This window comes from Streptomyces sp. NPDC046876 (assembly GCF_040645035.1).
Taxonomy (GTDB): Bacteria; Actinomycetota; Actinomycetes; order Streptomycetales; family Streptomycetaceae; genus Streptomyces.
Genome location: NZ_JBEYXK010000006.1, coordinates 87418 through 106952, shown reverse-complemented (window position 1 = coordinate 106952; position 19535 = coordinate 87418). Strand labels below are relative to the sequence as shown.

Below are 19535 nucleotides of genomic sequence, written 5' to 3'. Positions count from 1 at the left end.
CTGACCCCGACCGACCCGAAAGGCCGCGTTCCCTCCATGCCCGAATTGGTGTTTTTCTCCGGCACGATGGACTGCGGGAAGAGTACGCTGGCGCTCCAGATCACCCACAACCGCTCGGCCCGAGGCCTGCAGGGCGTGATCTTCACGCGTGACGACCGCGCGGGCGAGGGCAAGCTGTCCTCGCGTCTCGGCCTGGTGACCGAAGCGGTCGAGGCGACGGAGGGCATGGACCTGTACGCGTACCTGGTCGACCAGCTCTCCAGTGGCGGCAAGGCGGACTACGTGATCGTGGACGAGGCGCAGTTCCTGGCCCCCGACCAGATCGACCAGCTGGCCCGCATCGTCGACGAGCTCGACATGGACGTCTTCGCCTTCGGCATCACCACGGACTTCCGCACCAAGCTCTTCCCCGGCTCGCAGCGCCTGATCGAACTCGCGGACCGCCTGGAACAGCTCCAGGTCGAGGCCCTGTGCTGGTGCGGCGCCCGGGCCACGCACAACGCGCGCACGGTCGGCGGCGAGATGGTCGTCGAGGGCGAGCAGGTCGTCGTCGGCGACGTCAACCACGCGGCCGCCGAAGTCGGCTACGAGGTGCTGTGCCGGCGCCACCACCGGCGCCGGATGACCTCGGCCGCCGCACACGCCGCCGCCCTCTCCCCGGACGTCCTGCCGGTCAACTCCCCCTGACGGCAGGGGCGGGCGGCCGCCCGTCAGTGGTGGTTCCCGGGGCGCAGCTCGACCAGGGCGAGCAGGGCGCCCTCCGGGTCCGTGACCGTCGCCACGCGGCCCGTCAGGGCCTCGCGCGGCGGCTGGACGATGCGCCCGCCCAGGCGGTGGACCCTGGCCGTGGCCGCATCGGCGTCGTCGACCTCGAAGTACGTCATCCAGTGCGGGCCCCGGTCGTGCGGCAGGGAGCGCCCGACGCCGTGGACGGCGGCCACCGGCCGGCCGCCGAGGAGCAGGGTCACGTAGTCGAAGTCGGCGGCGGGCGGGATGGGAGCGGGTGCCGGGGCGGTGCGGTGCTCGGCCTCGTGGCCGAAGACGTGCTCGTAGAACTTGGCCACGGCCGAGGTGTCCTGCGTGAGGAGCTCGGCCCACACCGGGGTGCCGTGGACCCCGGAGAGCCGGGTGCCGATGTGCTCCTCGGCCTGCCAGATGCCGAAGACCGCGCCGAGCGGGTCGGAGCAGATCGCCATCCGCCCCGCGCCGCCCGCGTCCAGCGGCCCGACGGCGACGGTGCCGCCGCAGGAGCGGATGGTTTCGGCCGTGGCGTCGGCGTCGTCGGTGGCGAAGTACGTGGTCCAGGCCACCTGCAGGTGCCGGTCCGGCGGCAGCTCGCCGATGCCGGCCACCTCTTGGCCGTCCAGCAGGGCGCGGACGTACGGGCCGAAGGGCTCCGGGCCGGGCTCGTACTCCCAGCCGAACAGGTCGGTGTAGAAGGCCTCGGTGCTGCCGAGGCCGTGCACCATCAGACTCGACCAGCAGGGTGTGCCGGGCGGGCGTCGCGTTGCTTCCGCTGCCTCGCTCATGTCAGCCGTCTCCTCCGTCGTCGCCGCGCTCACGCGCGTGTCGGACCAGATGGTTCCACTCCGGCGGGTCCGGCGCGCCCCGACCGGCCGGGATTCGCCGGAGCGGGGGGAGATGACCGAATCGGTGCGGCCTGTCGATGTCGGGCCTGTTACACCGGGTGGAAATGGGGGAGGAAGATGGGCCGCATGACTGCGAACTCTGCGATTGTCTCCACCGCCGAACTGGCGGCCGAGCTGGCCGGTCCCCGGCCGCCGGTGCTGCTGGACGTCCGCTGGCAGCTGGGCGGTCCCGATCTGCGCTCCGCGTACGAGGCCGGGCACCTGCCGGGTGCGGTGTACGTCGACCTCGACCGCGAACTGGCCGGTCCGCCGGGGGCGGGCGGGCGCCACCCGCTGCCGGACGCGGAGGAGTTCGGCGCCGTGATGCGCCGGGCCGGGGTGAGCGCGGACGTGCCGGTCGTCGTGTACGACGGGGGTCTGGGGTGGGCGGCCGCACGTGCGTGGTGGCTGTTGCGCTGGACGGGGCACGCGCAGGTGCGGGTGCTGGACGGCGGCCTCGCCGCGTGGACGGCCGCCGGGGGCGCGGTGACGGCGGAGCCGGCGGCTCCTGCGCAGGGCGATTTCAAGCCAAGTCCGGGGGCGGTCGGGCTGCTCGACGCGGACGCGGCGGCGGCGCTCGCGCGCAGCGGGGTCCTGCTGGACGCGCGGGCGGGGGAGCGGTACCGGGGCGAGGTCGAGCCGATCGACCCGGTCGGGGGGCACATCCCCGGCGCGGTGTCGGCGCCGACCGCGGAGAACGTGGGGGCGGACGGGCGGTTCCTGCCGGTCGATGCGCTGCGGGCCCGCTTCGCCGCCCTGGGGGCCGCGGGGGATGCGGCGGTGGGCGTGTACTGCGGCTCGGGCGTCTCGGGGGCCCACGAGGTGCTGGCCCTGCAGGTCGCGGGCATCGACGCCGCCCTGTACGCGGGCAGCTGGTCGGAATGGTCCGCGGACCCCGCCCGCCCGGTGGCCACAGGCCCGGACCCGCAGTAGCCGCCCTTACGCTCCCGCTCCCGCTGCGCGGAGCAGTCCCCCTCCCCGCCCCGTCCCGCTGTACCGGATATGCGGCTCCGCCGCGTGGCGGGTCCTGCGGCCCCGGGCCCCGCTCGCCTCAGTCGCCCGGCGCGGCTCAACGATTCGGGGCTCCGCCCCGGACCCCGCGCCTCAAACGCCGGCGAGGCTGGATTTCCGCCGGGCGGGGCTGGGATTGCCGCGCAGCGGCACAATCCAGCCCGCGCGGCGTTTGAGCGCACCGGGCGCGGAGCGCCCTGGGGGTCCCCCCAGCGGTAGCTGGGGGAGGGTCCGGGGCGGAGCCCCGGTTTCTGGGGGCACCTCCCAGCGGTAGCTGGGGGAGAAGGGGCGGGGAGGGGACACGCTGCGCGCAGCGGCAGCCCGGGCCCCGGGCCGCGCCCACCACGGGCCCAACGTGACGCGGTGGCGGGGAGCCGGGGCGGGGGGTGGCTACTCCTGTTTCTTGCGGCGGGTGCCGAAGACGATTTCGTCCCAGCTCGGGACCGCCGCCCGGCGGCCCGGGCGGACGCCGTCGGCCTCCGCCTGCCGGTCGGTGGTGCCGGTCAGCCGCTCGCGGTGCCCCGCCACCGTCCGCGGCATGAGGACGTCCGCGTAAGCGGACCCCGCACCGGCCGAGGCCGCCGGCGGCTCCTCCGCCTCCGCCTCCTCCGCCGGGGCATCGCCGCGCTCGGGCACGACCAGGTCGCCGCGGAAGCTCGGCACCGCCTCCAGCAGGCTCGTCAGCGTGTCCCGCTCCTCCTCCGGCTCCGGCGCCGGTGCGACGGGAACGGGCCGCTCCGGCTGGCGGTCGAGGGTGCGGTCGAGCGGCCGGTCCCGCGGCAGCCGCGCGATCCTCGGCACGAACGGAAAGCTCGGCTCCGGCGCGGTCGGCAGGTCGTCCGTCTCGCCGATCAGCGAGCGGGCCTCGTCGTCCACCGCGACGACCAGCCGGCGCGGCGGGTCGTACGTCCAGCTCCCCGAGTGCGGCTCGCCCGCGACCCGGTAGACCAGCAGGACCTCCCAGGTGCCGTCGTCGCGGCGCCACGAGTCCCACTGGACGGAGTCCTTCTCGGCCCCGCGCAGCAGCAGCCGCTCCTGCACGGCCTCGCCGAGCTGCGGTCCGGTGTTCTCGCCGGGCCGGCGCACCGGCGTCTTGCGCGCCCGCTCGGCCATGAACGCGCGCTCGGCCAGCACCGGGCCCTCGAAGCGGCGTACGCGGTCGACGGGGATGCCGGCGAGTTGGGCGACCTCCTCAGCGGAGGCACCGGCCCGTATGCGGGCCTGGATGTCGCGGGGGCGGAGGTGGCTCTCGACCTCGATCTCGATCTGGTTCAGGCGCGCGCGGTCGTTGCGCACGGCAGCGCGCAGCCGTTCGTCGATCGGAAGCGTGTACTCCGTGCTGTCCGCAGCCTTGAGCACCAGTCGTGTGCCGTCATTCGAGACGGCCACGACACGCAGTTCGGGCATGGGGACCTCCCGGGTGGTGCCTGCCGACGTCACGTGCGTCGCTGCTTCCGCTAGTCGAGTGTGGCCTGCCCGGGTGCAGCCTGCCACAACCTTGCCGAGTTAAACCGGCGTGTCGGGCATGCGCCCTTGATCGCCGTTATGGCACGGTTACCTGTTGGGCACGCACAGTGACCGATTGGTTACTGTGCGCAGCAGGTGGCCGTGCAATGCCGCGGCATCACCGGTCCGAGTGCCGCTTCTCCATCAACCGGCCCCCTCTCCCGGGTCCGGACAGCCGAAAGGAAGGACGGCCCCAGGGCTCGCCACAGTACTCCATTCGGGCCACCTGGGTGGACCGCCGCGCCGCCGAACTTGTCCTCGGTGGCGGGAGTTGGGCTGCCCCGGATCGGGTCGGACCTGCGTGCGCGCCCGTTTTCGGGTGTCTTGTTTCACAGAATCCGCAGAAACGGAACTTTCCCCTTCGCCCTTGCGTCGGCCGCGCCCGCCCGGACCTCCGCGCGGGCGCGGCTCCTGACCGGGGCTCAGTCGCCCAGCACGCGCCGCAGGTAGTCGTTGCCGAAGAGCCGGTCGGGGTCCAGCCGGTCGCGCAGCTCGGTGAACTCGCCGAAGCGGGGGTAGGCCCGGGCGAGGTACTCCGCGTCCCGGGTGTGCACCTTGCCCCAGTGCGGCCGCCCGCCGTGCGCGGTGAAGATCTGCTCGGCGGCGGTGAAGTAGGCCTGGTACGGGGTGCCCTTGTACATGTGCACGGCGATGTAGGCGGTCTCCCGCCCGGACGCGGTGGACAGCGTGATGTCGTCCGCCGGAGCGGTCCGCACCTCCACCGGGAAGCTGATCCGCAGCCGGGAGCGGTCGACCATCGCCTTGAGCTCCCGCAGCGCCTCGACCGCGTGCTCGCGCGGAAGGGCGTACTCCATCTCCACGAACCGCACCCGGCGCGGGCTGGTGAACACCCTGTACGGGATGTCCGTGTAGGTCCGCGCGGACAGGGCGCGGCTCGCGACGCGGGCGATCGACGGGATGGTCGCCGGGAACGCGCGGCCCACGGAGTTGACGGCCTGGAAGACGCCGTTGGACAGCAGCTCGTCCTCGATCCAGGCGCTGACCGGCCCGGGCGGGGCGGCGGGGCCCTGGCTGCGGTTGTTGCGCTTGGTGTTGCAGTTGCCGGTGTGCGGGAACCAGTAGAACTCGAAGTGTTCGTTCTCCGCGACGTGCTGCTCGAACTCGGCGGTCACCCGGTCGAAGCGCATGGGCTCCTCACGGGCGGTCAGCAGGAAGAGCGGCTCCACCGCGAAGGTGATCGCGGTGACGATGCCGAGCGCCCCGATGCCGATCCGGGCGGCCGCGAAGACGGCGCGCTCCTCATCGTCTCCCTTCTCGGAGCAGTCGAGCAGCCGGCCGTCGGCGGTGACCAGCTCCAGGCCGCGGATCTGCGCGGCGATGGAGGCCGAGTCGCGGCCGGTGCCGTGGGTGCCGGTGGCGGTGGCGCCCGAGACCGTCTGTTCCATGATGTCGCCCATGTTCGTGAGCGAGAGGCCCTCCGCGGCGAGGGCCCGGTTCAGGTCCTTCAGGGCGGTACCCGCCGCCACGGTCACGGTGCCGGCGGCCCGGTCGATCCCGAGGATCCCGCTGAGCGCCTGCGGACGCAGCAGCACCCCGTCGGTCGCGGCGGCCGCGGTGAAGGAGTGGCCGGTACCGACCGCCTTCACCCGCAGCCCGTCCTCGGCGGCCCGGCGCACCGCCTCCTGGAGCTCCCCGACCGAGGTGGGCGCCACCACACGCGCCGGTGCGGCGGTGACGTTGCCCGCCCAGTTACGCCACGCGGTCCGGCTGTTCTTCCCTGCTGTCCCCGCTGTCCCCGCCATCGCCATCGCTAGAGGGCTCCTCCCCTTGCGCCGGCCTCGTCAGCCGGCGGTAACCCGCGAACGCCACCGCCGCCGCGGCCGCCCCCGCCGAGATGGAGACGACGTACCCGCTGCGCGCACCGGCCGCGTCGATGACCCAGCCGGCGACGGCCGAGCCGAGGGCGACACCGACCGCGAGGCCGGTGCTGATCCAGGTCATGCCCTCGGTCAGCTTCGCGCGTGGTACGTGCGCCTCGATCAGGGCCATCGTGGTGATCATCGTGGGAGCGATGGCGAGGCCCGAGACGAAGAGCGCCACGGCCAGAATCGGAAGGTTCCCGGCCAGTAGGAGGGGGATCATACTCACGGCCATCGCACATACGCCCAGTACCCAACGGCGTTCGGTCCGGCCCTCGAGGTGGAGCAGTCCGAAGACGATTCCGGCGATACAGGACCCCAGGGCCCAGATCGCCAGGATGAAGCTGGCGGCGGGCTTGGCGCCCTGCTCCTCGGCGAAGGCGAGGGTGGCCACGTCGATCGAGCCGAAGATGGCGCCGGTGGCGACGAAGGTGGCCGTGAGGACCTGCAGGCCGGGGGAGTTCAGAGCCGAGGCGCCGTCGGCCTGCGCGCTGCGCGGGTGCGCCTCGGGCTCGGTGGAGCGCTGCGCGGTGAGCAGCCAGACGCCGACCAGCAGGCAGGCGGCGGCGATCAGCGGGCCCGCCTCGGGGAACCAGGTGGTGGACAGCCCGATCGCGAGGATCGGCCCGAAGATGAAACAGACCTCGTCGACCACGGACTCGAAGGAGTACGCGGTGTGCAACTCGCGCGGGGAGTCCCGGTAGATCGCGGTCCAGCGGGCCCGGACCATGGAACCCACGCTGGGCACGCAGCCGGCGACCGCGGCGCACACGAACAGCGTCCAGTCGGGCCAGCCGCCCGCGGCGGCCACGAGCAGGACCGCCACGGCGGCGACGGAGACCAGGGTGGCGGGCCGCAGCACCCGCCGCTGCCCGTACTGGTCCACCAGGCGGGACACCTGGGGGCCGATGGCCGCGGCCGCCAGGGCGAGGGTGCCGGTGAGGGCGCTCGCCATCGCGTAGCGGCCGGTGATCTCGGAGATCATCGTGAGGATGCCGACGCCCACCATGGAGATCGGGATCCGGCCGATGAAGCCGGCCGCGCTGAACCCCCGGGTGCCGGGGGCGGCGAATATGGCGCGGTAGGGACTTGGCACGGTGCCTCCGGTGGGGACGTGGGCGGCCCGTACAGGTTATGACCGCCGGTACGGCACCCGCACGGGGAAAATGTCGGTGCAGCGCAGTGCAGCGCAGACCAGCGCAGTGCAGCGCAGTGCAGCGCAGAGCAATGGAGAACAACGCAGAACAATACAGACCAGAAGTAAGGGTCGCCTTACTTGCCTGTGTGGGCCGGGCCGCCCCGGCGGGCCCCGTTCCCGGGCCCGGGCGCCGGGTGGCAGGATGCGACGCATGTCTGACCAGCTCCCCGCCACTGCGTCCGCCCCCGCGGCCCAAGGCCCCGCCGCCCCCTACGACGCCCTCCTGCTGCTCTCGTTCGGCGGCCCCGAGGGACCCGACGACGTCGTTCCGTTCCTGGAGAACGTCACCCGCGGGCGCGGCATCCCCCGCGAGCGGCTCAAGGAGGTCGGGCAGCACTACTTCGGCTTCGGCGGCGTCAGCCCGATCAACGCGCAGAACCGCGCGCTGCTGGACGCGCTGCGCAAGGACTTCGCCGAGCACGGGCTCGACCTGCCCGTGTACTGGGGCAACCGCAACTGGGCGCCGTACCTGACCGACGTGATGCGGGAGATGGCCGCCGACGGACGCCGCCGCATCGCCGTCCTCGCCACCAGCGCGTACGCCTCGTACTCGGGCTGCCGCCAGTACCGCGAGAACCTCGCGGACGCCCTGGCGGCGCTGGAGCAGGACGGGGTGGCCGAGCTGCCGCGCGTGGACAAGCTGCGGCACTACTTCAACCACCCCGGCTTCGTGCGGCCGATGGTCGACGGGGTGCTGGCCGCCCTGGAGTCGCTGCCGCAGGAGGTGCGCGCCGGCGCGCACCTGGCCTTCACCACCCACTCCATCCCGACCGCCGCCGCGGACACCTCGGGGCCGGTGGAGGACCACACCGCCGACGGCGAGGGCGGCGCATACGTCAAGCAACACCTGGACGTCGCCCGGGTCATCGCGGACGCCGTGCGCGCCGAGACGGGCGCCGAGCTGCCCTGGGAGCTGGTCTACCAGTCCCGCAGCGGCGCCCCGCACATCCCGTGGCTGGAGCCGGACATCTGCGACCACCTGGAGGCGCTGCACGGCGCCGGGGCGCCGGCGGTGGTGATGGTGCCGATCGGCTTCGTCTCGGACCACATGGAGGTCATGTACGACCTCGACACCGAGGCCCTGGCCAAGGCCGCGGAGCTGGGGCTGCCGGTGGCGCGCTCGGCGACGGTCGGGGCCGATCCGCGGTTCGCGGCGGCCGTCCGCGAGCTGGTGCTGGAGCGGGCCGCGGCGGAGCGCGGCGAGCCCGTCGAGCGTTGCGCGCTGGGGCTGCTCGGGCCGAGCCACGACCTGTGCCCGGTGGGCTGCTGCCCGGCGCGCGGGGCCCGGCCGGCGGCCGCGGGCGCCGACAGCCCGTACGCGTAAGGGAGGGCGGACCGTGACTTCCGAGACCCCTGGGACCCCCGAGGCCTCCGACGCCTCCGAGACCCCCGAGACCCTCGAGACCCCCGAGGTCTCCGAGTCCCTGAAGGCCGAGCTGCTGGACGTGGCCCTGGAGGCCGCCCGGCTGGCCGGCGAGCTGCTGCGGGACGGCCGCCCGGCCGATCTCGCGGTCGCGGCGACCAAGAGCAGCCCGATCGACGTGGTGACCGAGATGGACATCGCGGCGGAGAAGCTGATCGCCTCCGTCCTGGAGCGGCGGCGTCCGCAGGACGGGCTGCTCGGCGAGGAGGGCGCGGACCGGCCCGGCACCAGCGGGGTGCGCTGGATCGTGGATCCGCTGGACGGCACCGTCAACTACCTGTACGGGCTGCCCAGCTGGAGCGTGTCGGTCGCGGCCGAGTACCGCGGGCGCACCGTGGTCGGCGTCGTGGCGGCGCCGATGCGCGGGGAGACCTTCCGCGCGGTGCTCGGCGGCGGGGCCTGGCTCGGCGGGGTCCGGCTGTCCTGCAGGGCGGCGGCGCCGCTGGACCAGGCGCTGGTGGCCACCGGGTTCGCCTACCTCCAGGCCCGCAAGGCGCAGCAGGCGGACGTGGCGCAGCGGGTGATCCCGCGGGTGCGGGACATCCGGCGGGGCGGGTCGGCGGCGCTGGACCTCAGCGACGTGGCCGCCGGGCGGCTGGACGCGTACTACGAGCGCGGGCTCAACCCCTGGGACCTGGCCGCGGGCGAGCTGATCGCCCGGGAGGCGGGCGCGCTGACGGGCGGGCGTCCGGGCCGGCCGGCCTCGGGCGAGCTGGCGCTGGCGGCGACGCCGTCGGTGTTCGCGGCGCTCCAGCCGCTGCTGGAGGAGGCCGGGGCCTGGCACGACGGCCGGTAGGCCGCTGCCCGCAGGGCCCTGTGCCCGCCCTGACATGGGGGAACCCCGGCCGCCTGGTGGGCGGCCGGGGTTCCGGTGGCTACGGGTACGGTCAGAAGGCGGAGACGGGGACCCCGTACTCGGCGGCGAGCCGCTTGAGGTCCTCCAGTTCTGCCTGTTCCACGTCCGCGAGGAAGTCGTCGCCCGTCTCACGGGCGTGCTTGAGGTCGGACTGCGTGGTCCTGATGCGCTGCAGGAGACCCGCGGTGAATGCGTCCATGGTGGGTTCGCCCCCTCTTCGTGGGTCGGCGGCGGCACAGGGCTGTCCGCCGTCAGGGAGTGGTCGGGGTGTGCTGACGTCCTCCCCGGCACCCCGGTCGCAGAAACCTCGCGAGCCCAAGGAATCCTCACGTCCGCCCCGGGAGCACCCCCCGAGTGGCGCCTTACAGCCGGTTTACGGCTGAAACGGGCAGGATGGACGGCGCAATACACGTGTGCCCTGGAGGGCTCGGAGGAAGGAAACGACGTGCGCGTACTCGTCGTCGAGGACGAGCAGCTGCTCGCCGATGCGGTGGCCACCGGACTGCGCCGGGAGGCCATGGCCGTGGACGTCGTGTACGACGGCGCCGCGGCCCTCGAGCGCGTCGGGGTGAACGACTACGACGTGGTCGTGCTCGACCGGGACCTGCCGCTCGTCCACGGCGACGACGTCTGCCGGAAGATCGTCGAGCTCGGCATGCCCACGCGCGTGCTGATGCTCACCGCCTCCGGGGACGTGAGCGACCGGGTGGAGGGCCTGGAGCTCGGCGCCGACGACTACCTGCCCAAGCCCTTCGCGTTCAGCGAGCTCATCGCCCGCGTGCGCGCCCTGGGGCGGCGTACGACCGTCGCCCTGCCCCCGGTGCTGGAGCGGGCCGGGATCAGGCTCGACCCGAACCGGCGTGAGGTGTTCCGCGAGGGCCGCGAGGTGCAGCTGGCGCCCAAGGAGTTCGCGGTGCTGGAGGTTCTCATGCGGAGCGAGGGGACCGTCGTCTCCGCCGAGCAGCTGCTGGAGAAGGCATGGGACGAGAACACCGACCCCTTCACCAACGTGGTGCGGGTGACGGTCATGACCCTGCGGCGCAAGCTCGGGGAGCCGCCGGTCATCGTGACCGTGCCCGGTTCCGGGTACCGGATCTGACGCGGGTGGCAGCGACCCCGGCGCCACCGCCCGCGCCCCCGAAACCGACCTGGGACCCCGGCCAGCCCGAGGGTCCCTTCCCTTGGCTGCGGCCGACCATCCGCATACGCCTCACGCTGCTGTACGGCGGCATGTTCCTGATCGCCGGCATCCTGCTGCTGTCGATCATCTACCTGCTGGCGGCGCAGGCGCTGCGGGAGGGCAACGCCCTGCCGTTCAAGATCGTCAGCGTCAGCGGGCAGAAGATCGTGGTCTCCAGCCCCAACTGCCCCGGTGTCACCACCGACCAGGTCGACCAGTTCAACGCGGCGATCCAGTCCTGCATCCTCGAGCAGCGCCGGCACGCGCTGGACGACCTGCTCAGCCGGTCGCTGATGGCTCTGCTCGGCCTCAGCATCATCGCCTTTGCCTTCGGCTACGCGATGGCCGGCCGCGTGCTCTCGCCGCTCGGCCGGATCACCCGGACCGCCCGCCGCGTCGTCGGCTCGGACCTGACCCGGCGCATCGAGCTCGACGGTCCGGACGACGAGCTGAAGGAGCTCGCCGACACCTTCGACGAGATGCTCGACCGCCTGGAGCGGGCCTTCACCGCCCAGCAGCGGTTCGTCGCCAACGCCTCGCACGAGCTGCGCACGCCGCTGGCGATCAACCGGACGCTGCTGGAGGTGCACCTGTCCGATCCGGGCGCGCCGGTGGAGCTGCAGCAGCTCGGCAAGACGCTGCTGGCCACCAACGAGCGCAGCGAGCAGCTGGTCGAGGGGCTGCTGCTGCTCGCCCGCAGCGAGAACCAGATCGTCGAGCGGGGGCCCGTGGACCTGGCGGAGGTCGCCTCGCGCGCCATCGACCAGGCGCGGGCGGAGGCGGCGGCGAAGGGCGTGGAGATCCGCGGCGAGCGCGCGCCGGCCGTGGTCCAGGGCAACGGCGTCCTGCTGGAGCGGATCGCGCTCAACCTCGTGCAGAACGGCGTCCGGTACAACGTGCCGGAGGGCGGCTGGGTCGAGGTGGTGACCGAGGTCCAGCACGGCCAGGCGGTCCTCGTGGTGTCGAACACCGGTCCGGTGGTTCCCGCGTACGAGGTGGACAACCTCTTCGAGCCCTTCAGGCGGCTGCGTACGGAGCGAACGGGCAGCGACAAGGGTGTGGGGCTCGGCCTGTCCATCGCGCGCTCCGTGGCGCGCGCTCACGGCGGCCGGATCACGGCGACCCCGCGGGAGGGCGGAGGGCTCGTGATGCGTGTCACTTTGCCCCTGTGAGTCCCCGTATTCTTGTTCGCCCTCGGCTGAATGATTGGCCTGTGAACAAGTTGAAGACTGTGTGATCGATCACATGGTCGAGTGGTCGCCCCTGTGTGCCGGGTCACCCGAAGAAGGGCCAGGAAGCCCGGAATGGCCGGGAAGTCCGGGTTTCCGGCCCCCCGGACGGCGGAAAATACACCGGGTGGCGTTTGTGCAAGACGGTCCCGGGACCGTGTACGGTCCCGGTCGTCATCCCAGCCAGTTGCTCCTTCGGGAGCGCGGCTGGGTGTCGATTGAGTAACAGACCTTGATGTGAGGCAAAATCTCCGCCTCAGGTCGGGCACAAGTCCGGCCTCTCGCGCGTTACGTGCGCTGAGACACCGCTAAATCCCAGAGGGGGAGAGCGAAACATGGCAACGGACTACGACACCCCACGCAAGACCGACGACGACGTCGACAACGACAGCATCGAAGAGCTGAAGGCCCGGCGTAACGAGAAGTCGTCCTCGAGCGTCGACATCGACGACTTCGACGCCGTGGAGGGTATGGAGCTGCCCGGCGCGGACCTCTCCAACGAGGAGCTGGCCGTCCGGGTGCTGCCCAAGCAGGCCGACGAGTTCACCTGCATGAGCTGCTTCCTGGTCCACCACCGCAGCCAGCTGGCGCGCGAGAAGAACGGCCAGCCGATCTGCCGCGACTGCGACTGAGAGGCGTCGGCCGTGACCGGCTCGACACCGTTCCGGAAGATTCGCTTCCGGAAGTCTGGTGAACCGGCGGAGCAGGCCGGGGCCACGGGCCCGGAGACGGGCCCAGCAGCTCCGGGCGCGCCCGCCGAGTCGTCCGGCACCGCCGCGGCGGTGCCACCGGCCGCAGGGGCCGACGAGAGTGCCCGCGAGCGGGCCGCAGCCCGCCGGCTGCAAGCTGCCGTCAGGAACGGTGTGCGCAAGGGCGGCGTAAACGCCAGGTCCGCCGCCCTGTACATCACCGACCTCGTCATCGAGAACGCCCCGCGCGTTCCCGTCCGGGACCTCGCGACCCTCCGGGCGCAGTTCCCGGGCCTCGGTCCCGACCAGCTGGCCGACAAGCTGATCGCCGGCGCCGCGAACGCCACCTCCACCGTGGGCGCGGGCATCGGAGCCGCGGCCATGCTGCCCGTGCCGCCCGCCATGCCCGTGGAGCTGGCCACGGAGATCACCAGCGTCGCCGCGATCGAGCTCAAGCTCGTCGCCGAGCTCCACGAGGTCTACGGCCTGCGGCCGCCCGGTTCCCTCAAGGGCCGCAGCGTCGCGTACCTGACCGCGTGGACCGAGGAGCGCGGCATCGACCTGACGAAGCCCACGACGCTCAATGCCGCCCTCGGCGGCCAGATGAAGCGCGAGCTGCGCCAGCAGATCATGAAGCGGACGTTCCGCAACCTGCCGAACCTGATGCCGTTCATGATCGGAGCGGCCGTCGGCGCGGTCATGAACCGCCGCGACACCCGCAAACTCGCCGAGAAGGTCCGTCGCGACCTGCGCGCCCGCGCCGTGCCCTGGGAGGCCCTCGCGCAGCTCCCGCCCCTGGAACAGCCCGCCCAGCCCCTTCCCGGGGTAGGCGGAGCCGCCGCCGGCCCCGAGAACGGGCCGGGCTCCGCGCCACGGGGCTGACCGCGGCCGCAGCTGCGACTGACCGCGGCCTCGGCTGCGACCTGACAGACCCCGGCGGACCGTGACGGACGCCGCGGGCGCCGGGCGGCTCAGCCGGCGGCCGCGCCCGCCTCCCGCGCCGCCCGGATCGCCGAGGCCAGCGCCTCGGGCGCGCGGGTGGAGACGTACACGTACGGGGTCGGGTCGGCCGGGTCCGTCACCGGCACCCGCAGCGCCGTCGGCACGTAGCTGCGCATCAGCATGAAGGCGCGGGTGTCCGCCTTGTACGTGCGCCAGGCGCGTGCCTCCTCCGCGTCCAGCACCTCCGGCTCGCCCAGCGCCGACACGGGGATCCGCGCGTCGCCGGCCGCCAGCGCCCCGCCCACCACGCGCACGCGTGCGGAGCCGTACGAGCTCACCAGCAGCCCCGCCAGCCCCGCGCCCCCCACCAGCCCGGCCAGCAGCGGCAACGGGCCCAGCGGCAGCAGCATCAGCGCGCACGCGAGGCCGATCAGGGCGGCGATGGCCCACCAGGAGCCGGGGGCGGTCAGGCGTTCGTCGTGGTGCGCGGGGGAGAGCTGCATGCCCTCAAGCCTGCCACGGGGCGACCGGTGGGTAGCGGCGCGGGTAAGGTCAGCGGCTGTGAGTGGACGAGACACAGCGTTGACGCCCCCGGCCGATGCCGCCGCACCGGTCCGGCACCCCGATGCCCCCGCCCCCGGAGAGCTGCTCGGTGCGCACTACGAGCACTGCTTCGGCTGCGGCGGCGGCCAGCCGCACGGCCTCCACCTCGAGGCGCGGGCGGGCGAGGGCGTGAGCGTCACCGCCGAGTTCACCGTCAAGCCCGCCCACCAGGGCGCCCCCGGCCTCGCGCACGGCGGCGTGCTCGCCACCGCGCTCGACGAGACGCTGGGCTCCCTGAACTGGCTGCTGCGCGTCATCGCGGTCACGGGCCGGCTGGAGACCGACTTCGTACGGCCGGTGCCCGTGGACACCGTGCTGTACCTGGAGGCCGAGGTGACCGCCGTCGCCGGCCGCAAGATCTACTCCACCGCGGTCGGCCGGATAGGCGGGCCCGAGGGCCCCGTCGCCGTGCGCGCGGAGGCGCTTTTCATCGAGGTGAAGGTCGACCACTTCATCGACAACGGTCGGCCCGAGGAGATCCGGGCGGCGATGGCCGACCCGGACCAGGTCAGGCGCGCACGCGCCTTCGAGGTGAACCCCTGATGTCCCTGAACCAAGCCCCCGTGGACGTACTGATCCGCCGGATCGACCCGGAAGTGCCCATTCCGGCGTACGGTCACCCCGGCGACGCCGGCTGCGACCTGGTGACCACCGAGGCGGCCGAGCTCGCCCCCGGCGAGCGCGCCGTACTGCCCACGGGCGTCTCGATCGCGCTGCCCGACGGGTACGCGGCGTTCGTGCACCCGCGCTCGGGCCTGGCGGCCCGTTGCGGGCTCGCGCTCGTGAATGCCCCGGGGACGGTGGATGCCGGGTACCGTGGGGAGATCAAGGTGATCGTGGTCAATCTCGACCCGCGCGAGAGCGTCCGGTTCGAGCGCTTCGACCGCATTGCCCAGCTGGTTGTCCAGCGGGTCGAGAAGGTGCGCTTCCACGAGGTGGCGGAACTTCCCGGCTCGGCCCGGGCCGAGGGGGGTTTCGGCTCCACCGGCGGTCATGCGGCCGTGGCCGGATCCGGCGCTGGTCAGCAGGGTGGGAATGGCTACGCTTCGGTCGTATCCGACCGGGAAGGACAGTGACGTGTTCGGACGTCGCAAGAAGAACGACTCCGCCAAGGACGGCGGCGCGGCCGAGCAGGTCGTGGACGGCGTGGCCGGCGATGAGCAGGACAGCGGCGCCGAGGTCGACACCGCTCCCCGCAGGGTGAACCTGCCGCCGGCCCCGCGCCCCGACGGGCCGTGGGACGTCACCGAGGTGCCCGGTTCCCCGGCCGAGGGCCGGGTGGACCTCGGCGGCATCCTCGTACCGGGTGTCGAGGGCATGGAGCTGCGCGTCGAGGTCGCCGGTGACGCGATCGTCGCCGCGACGGTCGTGCTGGGCGACAGCGCCGTACAGCTCCAGGCGTTCGCCGCACCCAAGAAGGAAGGCATCTGGGGCGAGGTCCGCGAGGAGATCGCCGCGGGCATCACCCAGCAGGGCGGACTGATCGACGAGGTCGAGGGTCCGCTGGGCTGGGAGCTGCGCGCCCAGGTGCCCGTGCCGATGCCCGACGGCCAGACCGGCGCCCAGCTGGTCCGCTTCGTCGGCGTCGACGGGCCGCGCTGGTTCCTGCGCGGCGTCATCTCCGGCCAGGGCGCCGTGCGCCCCGAGTCGGCGGGCGTGCTGGAGCAGATCTTCCGGGAGACCGTCATCGTCCGCGGCGACGGCCCGATGGCTCCGCGCGACCCGATCGTGCTGAAGCTGCCGAACGACGCCCAGATGGTGCCGGATGGCGTGCAGACCGAGGACCAGGAGGGCTCCCGCTTCTCCGGCGGCATGGGCCAGCTGGAGCGCGGCCCGGAGATCACCGAGGTCCGCTGAACCGGCCGACCCCGCTGACCGGGCTGACTGCGCCGCTGCGGGCGGCGACCGTTTTCGGCCGCGGGCCGTACTCCTTCGGGGTACGGCCCGCAGTCGTGTTCCCGCAGTCGTGTGGTGGCGGCACGGGCGCGTCAGGAACGCGTCAGAGATGGGCCCGCCGGCGGCCAAACGTGCGAGAACGGTGCAAACGTCCCGGAGAATGAGCGCATGGCACGCGGCAAGCTACGGATCTACCTCGGCGCGGCCCCGGGCGTGGGCAAGACGTACGCGATGCTCTCCGAGGGCCACCGCCGCGTGGAGCGCGGCGCGGACTGCGTCGTGGGCTTCGTCGAGCACCACGGGCGGCCGCGCACCGAGGTGATGCTGCACGGCCTGGAGCAGCTGCCGCGCAAGGAGCTGGAGCACCGGGGCGCCGCCTTCACCGAGATGGACGTGGACGCCGTGCTCGCACGCCGGCCCGCCATCGCCCTCGTCGACGAGCTCGCGCACACCAACGTGCCCGGCTCGCGCAACGCCAAGCGCTGGCAGGACGTGGAGGAGCTGCTCCGGGCCGGCATCGACGTGGTCTCCACCGTCAACATCCAGCACCTGGAGTCGCTCGGTGACGTGGTGGAGGGCATTACCGGGGTCCGGCAGCGCGAGACCGTGCCGGACGAGGTGGTCCGGCGGGCCGACCAGATCGAGCTGGTGGACATGTCGCCGCAGGCGCTGCGCCGGCGCATGGCCCACGGCAACATCTACCGGCCGGACAAGGTCGACGCGGCCCTGTCGAACTGGTTCCGGCCCGGGAACCTGACCGCGCTGCGCGAGCTCGCGCTGCTGTGGGTGGCCGACCGGGTCGACGAGTACCTCCAGGAGTACCGCGGCGAGCACGGCATACGGGCCACCTGGCAGGCCCGCGAGCGCATCGTCGTCGGGCTGACCGGCGGGCCCGAGGGGCGCACGCTCATCCGGCGCGCAGCGCGCATGGCGGCCAAGGGCTCGGGCAGCGAGATCCTGGCCGTGTACATCGCGCGCAGCGACGGGCTGACCGCGGCCTCCCCGAAGGAGCTCGCGGTCCAGCGGACGCTGGTCGAGGACCTGGGTGGAACGTTTCACCACGTCATCGGCGACAACATCCCCGACGCCCTCCTCGCCTTCGCCCGCGGGGTCAACGCCACCCAGGTCGTCCTGGGCTCCAGCCGCCGCAAAGCCTGGCAGTACGTCTTCGGCCCCGGTGTCGGGGTCACCGTCGCCCGCGAATCGGGGCCCGACCTCGACGTCCACATCGTCACGCACGAGGAGGCCGCCAAGGGCCGCGGCCTGCCGGCGGCCCGCTCGGCCGCCCAGCTGGGCCGGACACGGACCCTCGCCGGCTGGATCGTCGGCGTGGTCTGCCCCGCCCTGCTGGCCCTGCTGCTCACGCACGTCGACGCCGACCCCGGCCTCGCCAACGAGATGCTGCTGTTCCTGGCGCTGACCGTGGGCGCGGCCCTGCTGGGCGGACTCTGGCCGGCGCTGGCCTCGGCGGCCTTCGGCTCGCTGCTGCTGAACTACTACTTCGCACCGCCCGTGCACCGCTTCACGATCTCCGACCCCAAGAACATCGTGGCCATCGCGGTCTTCTTCGGCGTGGCGGTCTCCGTGGCCTCGGTGGTCGACGTCGCCGCGCGGCGCACCCACCAGGCCGCCCGGCTGCGCGCCGAGTCCGAGATACTCTCCTTCCTCGCCGGGAGCGTGCTGCGCGGCGAGACCAGCCTCGAAGCCCTGCTGGAGCGGGTCCGCGAGACCTTCGCCATGGAGTCCGTGGCCCTCCTCGAACGCGGCAGCGAGGTGGAACCCTGGCGTCCGGCCGGCAGCATCGGCCCGCACCCGGCCGACCGGCCCGAGGAAGCCGATGTGGACTTGCCGATCGGCGACCACATGGCGCTGGCGCTGTCCGGGCGGGTGCTGCCCGCCGAGGACCGCCGGGTGCTCGGCGCGTTCGCCGCGCAGGCCGCCGTCGTCCTGGACCGCCGGCGGCTCGTCGACGAGGCCGAGGAGGCCCGGCGGCTCGCCGAGGGCAACCGCATCCGCACCGCGCTCCTCGCCGCCGTCAGCCATGACCTGCGTACGCCCTTGGCCTCGATCAAGGTCTCGGTGTCCTCCCTGCGCTCCGACGACGTGGACTGGTCCGAGGAGGACCGGGCCGAGCTGCTGGAGGGCATCGAGGACGGGGCGGACCGGCTCGACCACCTGGTGGGCAACCTGCTGGACATGTCCCGGCTCCAGACCGGCACCGTCACCCCGCTGATCAGGGAGATCGACCTCGACGAGGTGGTCCCGGTGGCGCTGGGCGGCGTACCGGAGGACAGCGTGGACCTCGACATCCCCGAGACCCTGCCGATGGTGGCGGTGGACCCGGGGCTGCTGGAGCGGACCGTGGCCAACATCGTCGAGAACGCGGTGAAGTACAGCCCGGCGCACGCACCGGTGCTGGTCGCGGCCAGCCACCTCGGCGACCGCGTCGAGCTGCGCGTCGTCGACCGCGGGCCGGGCGTCCCCGACGAGGCCAAGGACCGCATCTTCGAGCCGTTCCAGCGGCACGGCGACGCCCCGCGCGGCGCCGGCGTGGGGCTAGGGCTCGCCGTGGCCCGCGGCTTCACCGAGGCCGTCGGCGGCACCCTGGCCGCCGAGGACACCCCCGGCGGCGGCCTGACCATGGTGCTCACCCTGCGCGCCGCGGACCCCGGCCCGAAGGCCCCGGCAGGTCCGACCGCCGCCGACCGTCCGGCCGCCGCCGACCGTCCGGCCGACACCGACCGCCCCGCCGAAGCCATCGACCCGACACGACAGAAAGCAGGACCCTCATGACCCGGGTGCTCGTGGTGGACGACGAGCCGCAGATCGTCCGAGCCCTCGTGATCAACCTCAAGGCGCGCAGGTACGAGGTCGACGCCGCCGCCGACGGGGCCGGGGCCCTGGAGCTCGCGGCCGCCCGCCACCCCGACGTGGTCGTCCTCGACCTGGGCCTGCCCGACATGGACGGCGTCGAGGTGATCAAGGGGCTGCGCGGCTGGACCAGGGTGCCGATCCTGGTGCTGTCCGCCCGGCACAGCTCCGACGAGAAGGTCGAGGCCCTCGACGCCGGCGCCGACGACTACGTCACCAAGCCCTTCGGCATGGACGAGCTGCTGGCCCGGCTGCGGGCCGCCGTGCGCCGGGCCGAGCCCACCGCCGGCTCCGTCGAGGACGTCGTCGTCGAGACCGACGGCTTCACCGTCGACCTGGCCGCGAAGAAGGCGGTGCGCGAAGGGCGCGACGTACGGCTCACGCCCACCGAATGGCACCTGCTGGAGGTGCTCGTACGGGGCGGCGGCAAGCTCGTCAGCCAGAAGCAGCTGCTCCAGGAGGTCTGGGGACCCTCGTACGGCACCGAGACGAACTACCTGCGCGTGTACATGGCCCAGCTGCGCCGCAAGCTGGAGGCCGACCCCTCGCACCCGCGGCACTTCATCACCGAACCGGGCATGGGCTACCGCTTCGAGAAGTAGTGGGGACTTCGAGAGGGGGTG

General features: G+C 73.2%; 19 protein-coding genes. 13 read left to right on the top strand and 6 right to left on the bottom strand.

Going from position 1 to position 19535, the window contains the following annotated elements; genetic code table 11:
* Positions 1-36: 36 nt before the first annotated feature.
* Entirely contained in the window at positions 37-687 is a 651-nt protein-coding gene (locus ABZ924_RS06065; RefSeq protein WP_361904776.1) for a thymidine kinase, read from the top strand.
* A gap of 23 nt (positions 688-710) precedes the next feature.
* On the opposite strand, the gene ABZ924_RS06060 is transcribed toward ABZ924_RS06065, so the two are convergent.
* Entirely contained in the window at positions 711-1529 is an 819-nt protein-coding gene (locus ABZ924_RS06060; protein WP_361904773.1) for a VOC family protein, read from the bottom strand.
* A 186-nt stretch (positions 1530-1715) separates the two neighbouring features.
* Between ABZ924_RS06060 and ABZ924_RS06055 the strand changes: the two genes are divergently transcribed.
* Positions 1716-2561, top strand: coding sequence for a sulfurtransferase (locus ABZ924_RS06055; RefSeq protein WP_361904770.1), 846 nt, complete (start codon positions 1716-1718; stop codon positions 2559-2561).
* A gap of 468 nt (positions 2562-3029) precedes the next feature.
* Here ABZ924_RS06055 and sepH read toward each other — a convergent pair whose 3' ends face one another.
* The 3 genes from sepH to ABZ924_RS06040 form a co-directional block, all read right to left on the bottom strand.
* Entirely contained in the window at positions 3030-4046 is a 1017-nt protein-coding gene (sepH, locus tag ABZ924_RS06050) for a septation protein SepH (RefSeq protein WP_361904767.1), read from the bottom strand.
* A gap of 521 nt (positions 4047-4567) precedes the next feature.
* Positions 4568-5914: a D-arabinono-1,4-lactone oxidase gene (locus tag ABZ924_RS06045; protein WP_361904764.1), complete on the bottom strand. Its 1347-nt coding sequence runs from the start codon at positions 5912-5914 to the stop codon at positions 4568-4570.
* Positions 5856-7121 (bottom strand): MFS transporter, encoded by a 1266-nt coding sequence (locus ABZ924_RS06040; protein WP_361904761.1) that lies wholly within the window; start codon positions 7119-7121, stop codon positions 5856-5858. The genes ABZ924_RS06045 and ABZ924_RS06040 overlap by 59 nt, the downstream gene beginning before the upstream one ends.
* A gap of 253 nt (positions 7122-7374) precedes the next feature.
* Between ABZ924_RS06040 and ABZ924_RS06035 the strand changes: the two genes are divergently transcribed.
* Together ABZ924_RS06035 and ABZ924_RS06030 are read left to right on the top strand one after the other, a co-directional pair.
* Positions 7375-8547, top strand: coding sequence for a ferrochelatase (locus ABZ924_RS06035; protein ID WP_361904758.1), 1173 nt, complete (start codon positions 7375-7377; stop codon positions 8545-8547).
* Between the two features lie 100 nt (positions 8548-8647).
* Positions 8648-9442 carry an inositol monophosphatase family protein gene (locus tag ABZ924_RS06030; RefSeq protein WP_361904927.1) on the top strand — a complete coding sequence of 265 codons (795 nt, stop codon included), beginning with the start codon at positions 8648-8650 and terminating at the stop codon, positions 9440-9442.
* A gap of 91 nt (positions 9443-9533) precedes the next feature.
* Here the strand turns inward: ABZ924_RS06030 and ABZ924_RS06025 are convergent, their stop codons facing one another.
* Entirely contained in the window at positions 9534-9701 is a 168-nt protein-coding gene (locus tag ABZ924_RS06025; protein WP_361904756.1) for a hypothetical protein, read from the bottom strand.
* A 246-nt stretch (positions 9702-9947) separates the two neighbouring features.
* On the opposite strand from ABZ924_RS06025, the gene ABZ924_RS06020 reads away from it, so the two are divergent.
* From ABZ924_RS06020 to ABZ924_RS06005, 4 genes are all read left to right on the top strand, one after another.
* Positions 9948-10601 (top strand): response regulator transcription factor, encoded by a 654-nt coding sequence (locus tag ABZ924_RS06020; protein WP_361904753.1) that lies wholly within the window; start codon positions 9948-9950, stop codon positions 10599-10601.
* 5 nt (positions 10602-10606) lie between these two features.
* Positions 10607-11854 carry a HAMP domain-containing sensor histidine kinase gene (locus ABZ924_RS06015; RefSeq protein ID WP_361904751.1) on the top strand — a complete coding sequence of 416 codons (1248 nt, stop codon included), beginning with the start codon at positions 10607-10609 and terminating at the stop codon, positions 11852-11854.
* 392 nt (positions 11855-12246) lie between these two features.
* Entirely contained in the window at positions 12247-12543 is a 297-nt protein-coding gene (locus ABZ924_RS06010) for a DUF4193 domain-containing protein (RefSeq protein ID WP_114054577.1), read from the top strand.
* 12 nt (positions 12544-12555) lie between these two features.
* Positions 12556-13482, top strand: a complete 927-nt coding sequence (locus tag ABZ924_RS06005) for a hypothetical protein (RefSeq protein WP_361904748.1) — start codon at positions 12556-12558, stop codon at positions 13480-13482.
* An 89-nt stretch (positions 13483-13571) separates the two neighbouring features.
* Here the strand turns inward: ABZ924_RS06005 and ABZ924_RS06000 are convergent, their stop codons facing one another.
* Entirely contained in the window at positions 13572-14045 is a 474-nt protein-coding gene (locus ABZ924_RS06000) for a DUF3093 domain-containing protein (RefSeq protein ID WP_361904745.1), read from the bottom strand.
* Between the two features lie 58 nt (positions 14046-14103).
* Between ABZ924_RS06000 and ABZ924_RS05995 the strand changes: the two genes are divergently transcribed.
* The 5 genes from ABZ924_RS05995 to ABZ924_RS05975 all read left to right on the top strand — a co-directional run bounded on the left by ABZ924_RS05995 (position 14104) and on the right by ABZ924_RS05975 (position 19514).
* The gene (locus ABZ924_RS05995; protein WP_361904742.1) at positions 14104-14688 is read left to right on the top strand and encodes a PaaI family thioesterase; all 585 of its coding nucleotides are present in this window, start codon (positions 14104-14106) and stop codon (positions 14686-14688) included.
* The gene (gene dut, locus ABZ924_RS05990) at positions 14688-15221 is read left to right on the top strand and encodes a dUTP diphosphatase (RefSeq protein ID WP_361904739.1); all 534 of its coding nucleotides are present in this window, start codon (positions 14688-14690) and stop codon (positions 15219-15221) included. Before ABZ924_RS05995 ends, dut begins: the two co-directional genes overlap by 1 nt.
* A 1-nt stretch (position 15222) precedes the next feature.
* A complete protein-coding gene (locus ABZ924_RS05985; RefSeq protein WP_361904736.1) occupies positions 15223-16002 on the top strand; it encodes a DUF3710 domain-containing protein in 780 nt (259 codons plus the stop codon).
* A gap of 207 nt (positions 16003-16209) precedes the next feature.
* Positions 16210-18834, top strand: a complete 2625-nt coding sequence (locus tag ABZ924_RS05980) for a sensor histidine kinase KdpD (protein ID WP_361904734.1) — start codon at positions 16210-16212, stop codon at positions 18832-18834.
* Complete coding sequence (locus tag ABZ924_RS05975; protein WP_361904731.1) at positions 18831-19514, top strand: response regulator; 684 nt, start codon at positions 18831-18833, stop codon at positions 19512-19514. Before ABZ924_RS05980 ends, ABZ924_RS05975 begins: the two co-directional genes overlap by 4 nt.
* The last annotated feature ends 21 nt before the right edge of the window (positions 19515-19535 follow it).

Excerpts from the sequence above, each read along its gene's own strand:
- ABZ924_RS06065 (WP_361904776.1), top strand. The coding sequence starts at position 37 with ATGCCCGAATTGGTGTTTTTCTCCGGCACGATGGACTGCGGGAAGAGT.
- ABZ924_RS06060 (WP_361904773.1), bottom strand. The coding sequence starts at position 1,529 with ATGAGCGAGGCAGCGGAAGCAACGCGACGCCCGCCCGGCACACCCTGC.
- ABZ924_RS06055 (WP_361904770.1), top strand. The coding sequence starts at position 1,716 with ATGACTGCGAACTCTGCGATTGTCTCCACCGCCGAACTGGCGGCCGAG.
- sepH (WP_361904767.1), bottom strand. The coding sequence starts at position 4,046 with ATGCCCGAACTGCGTGTCGTGGCCGTCTCGAATGACGGCACACGACTG.
- ABZ924_RS06045 (WP_361904764.1), bottom strand. The coding sequence starts at position 5,914 with ATGGCGATGGCGGGGACAGCGGGGACAGCAGGGAAGAACAGCCGGACC.
- ABZ924_RS06035 (WP_361904758.1), top strand. The coding sequence starts at position 7,375 with ATGTCTGACCAGCTCCCCGCCACTGCGTCCGCCCCCGCGGCCCAAGGC.
- ABZ924_RS06025 (WP_361904756.1), bottom strand. The coding sequence starts at position 9,701 with ATGGACGCATTCACCGCGGGTCTCCTGCAGCGCATCAGGACCACGCAG.
- ABZ924_RS06010 (WP_114054577.1), top strand. The coding sequence starts at position 12,247 with ATGGCAACGGACTACGACACCCCACGCAAGACCGACGACGACGTCGAC.
- ABZ924_RS06000 (WP_361904745.1), bottom strand. The coding sequence starts at position 14,045 with ATGCAGCTCTCCCCCGCGCACCACGACGAACGCCTGACCGCCCCCGGC.
- dut (WP_361904739.1), top strand. The coding sequence starts at position 14,688 with ATGTCCCTGAACCAAGCCCCCGTGGACGTACTGATCCGCCGGATCGAC.
- ABZ924_RS05980 (WP_361904734.1), top strand. The coding sequence starts at position 16,210 with ATGGCACGCGGCAAGCTACGGATCTACCTCGGCGCGGCCCCGGGCGTG.
- ABZ924_RS05975 (WP_361904731.1), top strand. The coding sequence starts at position 18,831 with ATGACCCGGGTGCTCGTGGTGGACGACGAGCCGCAGATCGTCCGAGCC.